A 7,628-nucleotide genomic window follows, 5' to 3' on the forward strand; every position below is an offset into this window, starting at 1 on the left:
TATACTGTTGTGCATTGTTGTATTTAACCTGTGCGATCAGGAGGGAGGATGAGGATATGGTACCGACGTTGTACGCCGTAGAGAAAAAAGATATGAGGGATCCGGCCCGGGGGCCGGGTCGGGCCCGGGGATCGGGCCCGTTGTCCGGGGATATACTCTTCACCGTCTCTTTCTTTTCTTGCCCCCGAAGTCTTCAGGGTCGAACTCCTCATCGAACTCGTCATACGACTGTTTCCGATCTCTGCCCATGTCTCTGTCATTCATCTGGTTTCTGATCATTTTTGTCCCAGATCTGGACATAATTTCAGGTGATATGTACTGATGTATAAATCTAATTGTTCGGCGCTGCAGGGTTTATATCTGATATGAAGGATAGGGTGATGTTCGATAGTGGCCGGATCCCGGGGCGGCTGGAGACGCCTGAATGGTCTGTCCGGCTGAAAGATGGAGTGTGGAAATTTATTTTTCCGGAAGAGGATATTTATCCCGGTTTTTTGATCCTGGCATCGACCGCCGCCCTGAGGTCGATCTCCGCATCATGTGCGAAGATCAGGGCATAGATCACGATGTCGGCACGTTCGTCTGCGATCTCGGACATCCTTTCCCGGTCGATCTCCCCGAACTCCTCTCTCCCCCTCCACAGGAACATCTCCTCCAGCTCGGCCGCCTCGATGGAGATCGCGGCGGCCAGGTTCTTCGGGTCATTGAACGTCTTGAATCCTCTCTCGTCTCTGAATGCAACCGCTTTCCGCGCGCACTCTGAGAGATCCCAGCTGTCGGGCATGGTGCTCTACCCTGAACTCCTATGATCCCTCTTTCAGAAATTTTATGTCCCTGATCATGGCCTCTGCCATCTCATCTTTCTCCCCGAGGTGTTCAGAAACTGTGAGGACAGGAGAAAAGAGAAACAGATGCATACTGAGAGGTGGGATCTGGAGAAGTCGTCCTGATGAAGCAGCACGGGCCTGTTACAAATATCTCGTTGAACTGCTTGTTTTGAATGCAGAAACCGCAATTTACTCTATTTAATTTTTTTAAAAAGAAGATGGGCCCGCTGAGATTCGAACTCAGGACCTCCGCCATGTCAAGGCGACGTCATAGCCAGCTAGACCACGAGCCCTTGTGCGCCGGATAATCCGACTCTCTATAGATTGAATGTGGTTTGATATAAACTTTGTTGAAGCCCGTATATTCTGGAAAGGTGAAGAGCGGGGACGAAACGCCCCCGCGCATGCGTCTCCCGGCCAATTTCAGAGCTTTGCAAACTTTGCGGAGAAGATCCCGACCTTGGCGCGCATCTCGTCCATGACCGCCGCAGGGACATCGGAATCGACGTTGAGGACCATGATCGCCTCTTCGCCCGGCTTCTTCCTGCCCACCTGCATGCCGGCGATGTTGATCTCTGCCGCCCCGAGAATCGTCGAGGCCCTGCCGATCACGCCCGGCTTGTCCAGGTGGCGGGAGATGATGACCGAGCCCTCGGGGACCATGTCCATCGTGTAGCCGCCGATGGAGGTGATCCTGATCCTGTCCTTCGAGAAGACCGAACCCGAGACCGTCTCTTCGCCTACATCTGTCTTCACCGTCAGGGTGATCAGGTTCTTGAATCCAGAAGACGCCTCGGTCTTCGTCTCCGCCACCTTGATGCCCCGCTCCTTCGTCACGTATTCGGCGTTGACGAAGTTCACAGGCTCACGGAGGACCGGGTCGAGGATCCCCTTGAGGACGGCGCGGGTGATGTACCTGGTGAAGCGGTTCTGGGCGAGGTCGCCACCGTACGTGATGTTGATCTCCCCGATCCTTCCCTCGACGAGCTGGGTGGCGAGCTTGCCCATCCTCTCGGCAAGGTAGGCGAAGGGCTCCATCAGGTCCTGCTGGTCTGGCGGGACCATCGGCACGTTCACCGCATACTTTGCAGGCTCGCCGGCAAAGACGGCAAGGCACTGCTTTGCCACAGAGATCGCCACATTCTTCTGCGCCTCGACCGTGCTCGCCCCGAGGTGCGGGGTGACGATCACGCTGTCCAGCGTGAGGAGGGGCGACTCGAAGGGAGGTTCGCTCTCGAAGACATCGAGGGCAGCGCCGGCGATCTTCCCGGACACAAGCCCGTCGTACATCGCCGTCTCGTCAATGATCCCACCGCGGGCGCAGTTGATCAGCCTGACGCCGTCCTTCATCGTGGCGATGCGCTCGGCATTGATCAGGTGCTTCGTCTCGGGCGTCAGGGGCGTGTGCACCGTGATGAAGTCCGCGACCTTCACCAGATCATCGATACCCATCAACTCAACGCCCATCTGCGCCGCGTTCTCCTTCGTGATGAAGGGGTCGTAGCCGACGACCTTCATGTCCATCGCGATGACGCGCTTTGCGATCTCACGGCCGATCCGACCGAGACCGACGATGCCGAGGGTCTTCTCGTTCACCTCGACTCCCATGAACTTCGAACGCTTCCACTCCTTCTTTTTCAGGGATGCGGTCGCCTGTGGGATGTTGCGTGCAAGGGAAAGCATCATCGCAATCGTGTGCTCGGTCGCCGCAAGGGTGTTGCCCATCGGAGCGTTCGCAACCGGGATGCCGCGGCGCGTCGCTGCTTCGGTATCGATATTGTCGACGCCGGCCCCTGCGCGCCCGATGTACTTCAGGTTTGTCCCGGCCTCGATCACTGCTGCCGTGACCTCGGTTCCGCTCCGCACGAGAATTGCATCGTAGTCTTTGATCGCCTCGATCAACTGCTCTTCGGTCAGGTTCGTGTGGACATCGACGTCGCACGTCTCCTTTAATATTTCAATGCCTTCTTCAGCCAGCGGATCGCTGACAAGGACTCTGAATTTCAATGTAAACCCCATTATGTATGATGCCCTGATGGTATTCATGTCTTTTTCTCTCAGGGATAGGAATGCCCCGGGGCGATCGTCGGAGAGAGGTCGGTGCTCATTTTTTCACACCTCCTGCCCCGCGCAGGTGGCGAAAAGTGAGGGAAGGGAGAATCTATATGATTCGTCAGACCCACCATATATGTGGTGCGATAATGACCGAAATGCCGAACATTTTGTGGCTCTCAGAGATATCAAAGGACGATATCCCGTTCGTCGGGGGAAAGGGTGCATCCCTCGGTGAAATGACCTCTGTAGGGCTGCCAGTCCCCGATGCATTTGTGGTAACGGCCCAGGCATTCAGAAAGTTCCTCATTGACACCGGGCTTGAAGACTCCCTTTTTGACCTGCTTGTTGACCTCGATGTTGAAAACAGCGACGAACTCGAGGAAGTCTCGCAGAATGTCAAGGCGATGGTCATCGGTGCGAAGATGCCCGAAGACATCAGGGAGGAGATCCTTGTAGCCTATGATAAGATGGGTAACGGCGAGATGGTTGTCGCCGTCAGGTCCAGTGCTACCGCAGAGGATCTGCCTGATGCGAGCTTCGCCGGGCAGCAGGAGACATACCTGAACATCAAGGGCGAGGTCGCGGTCATCGAGGCGGTCCAGCAGTGCTGGGCCTCCCTGTACGGTGCCCGGGCCATCTACTACCGCGCAAAGCAGGGCTTCGACGACAGGACCGTCAACATCGCCGTCGTCGTCCAGCAACTTGTCAGGTCGGAGAAGGCGGGCGTCATGTTCTCGTCGCACCCTGTCACCGGTGAACCCCTCACCATCATCGAAGGCTCATGGGGTCTTGGTGAGGCCGTGGTCTCAGGGAGTGTCTCGCCTGACAAATATGTCTATGACCGCAGGCTGAAGCGGGTCGTGGACACGCTCATCTCGAATAAGGAATATATGATTGTCCCGACCGGCGACCACGGCACCGAACTGGTGACCATCCCGAAGAACCAGCAGGACGCACCTGTGCTTTCCGAGGCCGGGGTGGAGGCACTTGCCGAGTACGCCCGGATCTCTGAGGAGCACTATGACATCCCCCAGGACCTTGAGTGGGCGATCGTCGGGGACACCATCTATATCCTCCAGTCCCGTCCGATCACCACCATCAAGGCCGGCGAAAAGAAGGCACCAGCCACAACCGGTGACCTTGGCAAGATCCTCCTTGAGGGGAACGGCGCCTCGCCGGGTGTCGCGAGTGGCCGTGTGATCATCGTCCACGATGTCAAGGACCTCAGCAAGGTCAGGGAAGGCGACATCCTTGTTGCCAAGATGACAAACCCCGACATGGTCCCGGCGATGCGCAAGGTCGGCGGTATTGTCACCGACGAGGGCGGGATGACCTGCCACGCAGCGATCGTCTCCAGAGAACTCGGCACCCCTGCGGTCGTCGGGACGAAGAAGGCTACAAAGACCCTGAAGGATGGGCAGATGATCACCCTCGACGGTGAGAAGGGCCTTGTCTTTGAAGGCGCTATCGCAGCCGCTCCGGCAACCCCGGCAGTCTCCGCAGCCCCCGCAGCAGTCGCCGCCCTCCTTGCCCAGGCTCAGGTCATCACCGCGACGAGCATCAAGGTGAACGTCTCCCTCCCTGAGGCCGCCGCGCGGGCTGCCGCCACCGGCGCCGACGGCGTCGGGCTCCTCAGGATCGAGCACCTCATCCTTGGCCTGAACAAGACTCCGGGCTGGTTTATCTCCCAGGGCAAGGAAGAGGAGTTCATCAGCGAGCTTTACAAAGGTATCAAGGTCGTCCTCGACGCCTTCCCGGGCAAACCTGTCTGGGTCCGAACCCTCGACGCCCCCACCGACGAGTTCCGCAACATGCTCGGCGGCGAGGAAGAACCTGACGAGCACAACCCGATGCTTGGCTGGCGCGGTCTCCGCCGCGACCTCCAGAGCCCTGCTCAGTTCAGGATGCAGATCGAGGCCTTCAAGCGGCTCTGGGACGCGGGCTACGACAACCTCGGCCTGATGTTCCCCCTCGTCTCCCACCCCGACCAGTTTGTCCGGGCAAAGGAGCTCATTGCCTCCTGGGGCGTGAAGGTGGACGAGATCGCCCTCGGCATCATGATCGAGATCCCGGCCTGTGCGATCCTCATCGAGGACTTCTGCAAGGCCGGCGTCTCCTTCGCCTCCTTCGGCACGAACGACCTGATCCAGTACACCATCGCCATCGACCGGAACAACGAACTCGTTGCCCCGATGTACAATCCCCGGCACCCGGCCGTCCTCAAACTGATCAAGGACGCCATCGCCGTCTGCCGGCAGTACGGTGTCGAGTGCTCAATCTGCGGCCAGGCCGGTTCCGAACCTGCAATGGTCCGGTGGCTCATCGAGAACGGTATCACGAGTGTTTCGGCAAACATCGACGCTGTCCCGAAGATCCGCGAGACTGCAGCGCGGACAGAGAAGCGGATGATCCTTGACTCTGTGAGACTCAAGAATGCATGAAACAGGCATATCAGAGGAAGAACTCTTTTCCTTCCTCTCTTTGAAGAAGAGAGAGGATTCCAATTATCACCATGTACTCAGCTCGATGTGCACGGTCCCCCATCCGGTAGCGGTGCGTGCGCACCAGATGTTTATCGAGGCAAACCTCGGCGACCCGGGCTTATTCAAGGGGACGGCTTCCATCGAGGAACTCCTGGTGGAACGTATCGGCGCTCTCTTCCACCACGCCGGTGCCGGGGGTTATGCGACCTCGGGGGGGACCGAGTCGAACCTCCAGGCCCTCAGGATCTATGCAAAGATGAAGGAGTCGCGCCGCCCGAATGTGATCGTCCCCGAGTCGGCGCATTTCTCCTTTGAGAAGGCCTGCGACATCCTCCACCTCGAGATGCGGACCGTGCCCTGCGACGAGACCTTCCGGATGAACACCGCCGCCATGCAGGAACGTATCGACGGGAACACCTGCTGCATCGTCGGGATCGCCGGGACGACCGAATACGGCGTCGTCGACCCGATCCCGGAGATCGCGGGCATCGCCCATGATAAGGGCGTTCCCCTCCATGTGGACGCGGCCTTCGGCGGCCTTGTCATCCCCTTCCTGAAGAATCCCATGCCCTTCGACTTCGCCCTTCCGGGCGTAGCGAGCATCGCCGTCGACCCTCACAAGATGGGGATGAGCACGATCCCGTGCGGCTGCCTTGTCGTCAGGGACCCTGCATGGTTCAACCTCCTCAACGTGGAGACGCCCTACCTTACCGTGAAGCAGGAGTGCACCCTTGCCGGGACGCGTTCGGGCGGTGCAGTCGTCGGGGCCTTCGCCGTCCTCGAGTACCTCGGCATGAGCGGCATGAAGGCGGTCGTCGAGGGGTGCATGAAGAACACCACGCGGCTCATCGAGGGGATGGAGACCCTCGGATACCGGCGGGCCGTCACTCCGGACCTGAATGTGGCGACCTTCGAGGCCTGCGCGGTTCCGCCGGGCTGGCGTGTCTCATGGACACGGCGCGGACATATGCGCACGGTCATGATGCCCCATGTCCACAGGGACGTGATTGAAGAATTCCTCAGAGATGTAGGTGAAATGGATGCTTGAAAGGCTGAAATCATCGCTTGAGTCCTGCCCCATCGTGCGGCGGGGAGAATACAACTACTTCATCCACCCGATCACAGACGGCGTGCCTCTCCTCGACCCCTGCCTCCTCCGCGAGGTGGCGTGTGCGATGGTCAGCGTCATGGACCTCCGCGGCGTCGACAAGATCGTCACTGCCGAGGCGATGGGCATCCATATCGGGACAGCCCTTTCCCTGGTGACCGATATACCCCTGAACATCATCAGGAAGCGCCAGTACAGCCTCCCCGGCGAGGTCGCCGTCCACCAGTCGACCGGCTACTCGAGCGGGCAACTTTACCTGAACGGGATCGAGAAGGGCGACCGCGTCGTCGTCATTGACGACGTGATCTCCACCGGGGGCACGCTCAAGGCGGTCCTTGCCGCCCTGGAGAGTGCCGGTGCGGAGATCGCGGATATCTGTATCGTGATCCGCCGTGGGAACCCCTCTCTCGACCGCCCGTTCACCACGCTCGTCACCATCGATGTCGACGAACACGGGGTCCATGTCACCGATTCGTGCCGCTGATATTGCGGCGCGGGTGAAGGCAGAGGGCGCGCGCCGCGTCGTCCTCCAGCTTCCAGACGGGCTGAAGAGGCAGGCCGTGCCCCTCGTCCAGGCCCTGGCGGCCGAAGGCGTCGAGGTGGCGGCGGTAGCCGGCGACCCCTGCTATGGCGCCTGCGACCTCGCCCTCGATGCAGTCGCCCTGGTGGGTGCCGACCTGCTCGTCCATGTTGGCCATGCCCCTGTGGAGGAGCGATCGGGTGTGGTCTATGAATACCTCCCCTTCGACTTCGACCCTGCGGTCGTCTCGGCCGCGGTCCCCCTCCTCACCGGGAAGGAGGTCGGGATCGTCACCACCGTGCAGCATGTCCACCTCCTGGACGGGGTCGCCGCCGCCCTTGCCGGGCACGGCATTGCGGCCGAGGTCGCCGCCGGCAGCGGGCGCACCCCCCTGCCCGGCCAGGTGCTCGGCTGCAGTTATGCGAATGCCCGCGCCCTTGCGGCCCCCGAGATCCTCTTTGTGGGGACGGGCGTCTTCCATGCGATCGGTGTCCAGATGGCCACAGGGAAGAGGGTCGTCGCCCTCGACCCCTATACCGGCGAGGCGCAGGAGGTCTCAGCCGACCGTCTTCTCAGGCGGCGCTTCGCCCTCATCGAGAAGGCGCGGTCCGCGGAGAGCATCGGCATCCTCCTCT

The 7,628-nt window shown here is 60.1% G+C and carries 6 protein-coding genes and 1 tRNA gene; 4 read left to right on the forward strand and 3 right to left on the reverse strand.

Annotation, left to right across the window (positions count from 1 at the left end; all coding sequences use genetic code 11):
- Nucleotides 1-481: 481 nt before the first annotated feature.
- The 3 genes from PHP59_RS10355 to serA form a co-directional block, all read right to left on the reverse strand.
- A complete protein-coding gene (locus PHP59_RS10355; RefSeq protein ID WP_300166680.1) occupies nucleotides 482-784 on the reverse strand; it encodes a MazG-like family protein in 303 nt (100 codons plus the stop codon).
- A 262-nt stretch (nucleotides 785-1,046) separates the two neighbouring features.
- Nucleotides 1,047-1,120: transfer RNA gene (locus PHP59_RS10360), tRNA-Val, on the reverse strand.
- Nucleotides 1,121-1,250: 130 nt separating this feature from the next.
- On the reverse strand, nucleotides 1,251-2,846 hold the full coding sequence (serA, locus tag PHP59_RS10365; RefSeq protein ID WP_300166681.1) for a phosphoglycerate dehydrogenase: 1,596 nt from the start codon (nucleotides 2,844-2,846) through the stop codon (nucleotides 1,251-1,253).
- 182 nt (nucleotides 2,847-3,028) lie between these two features.
- Between serA and ppsA the strand changes: the two genes are divergently transcribed.
- From ppsA to dph2, 4 genes are all read left to right on the forward strand, one after another.
- Nucleotides 3,029-5,323 carry a phosphoenolpyruvate synthase gene (ppsA, locus tag PHP59_RS10370; protein ID WP_300166682.1) on the forward strand — a complete coding sequence of 765 codons (2,295 nt, stop codon included), beginning with the start codon at nucleotides 3,029-3,031 and terminating at the stop codon, nucleotides 5,321-5,323.
- The gene (gene mfnA, locus PHP59_RS10375) at nucleotides 5,316-6,413 is read left to right on the forward strand and encodes a tyrosine decarboxylase MfnA (protein ID WP_300166683.1); all 1,098 of its coding nucleotides are present in this window, start codon (nucleotides 5,316-5,318) and stop codon (nucleotides 6,411-6,413) included. The genes ppsA and mfnA overlap by 8 nt, the downstream gene beginning before the upstream one ends.
- Nucleotides 6,406-6,957 (forward strand): hypoxanthine/guanine phosphoribosyltransferase, encoded by a 552-nt coding sequence (hpt, locus tag PHP59_RS10380; RefSeq protein ID WP_300166685.1) that lies wholly within the window; start codon nucleotides 6,406-6,408, stop codon nucleotides 6,955-6,957. Before mfnA ends, hpt begins: the two co-directional genes overlap by 8 nt.
- Nucleotides 6,935-7,628: diphthamide biosynthesis enzyme Dph2 (gene dph2, locus PHP59_RS10385; RefSeq protein WP_300166684.1), on the forward strand; the 694-nt coding region annotated here is incomplete at its 3' end. The genes hpt and dph2, both read left to right, overlap by 23 nt.

Source organism: Methanofollis sp., from assembly GCF_028702905.1.
Taxonomy (GTDB): domain Archaea; phylum Halobacteriota; class Methanomicrobia; order Methanomicrobiales; family Methanofollaceae; genus Methanofollis.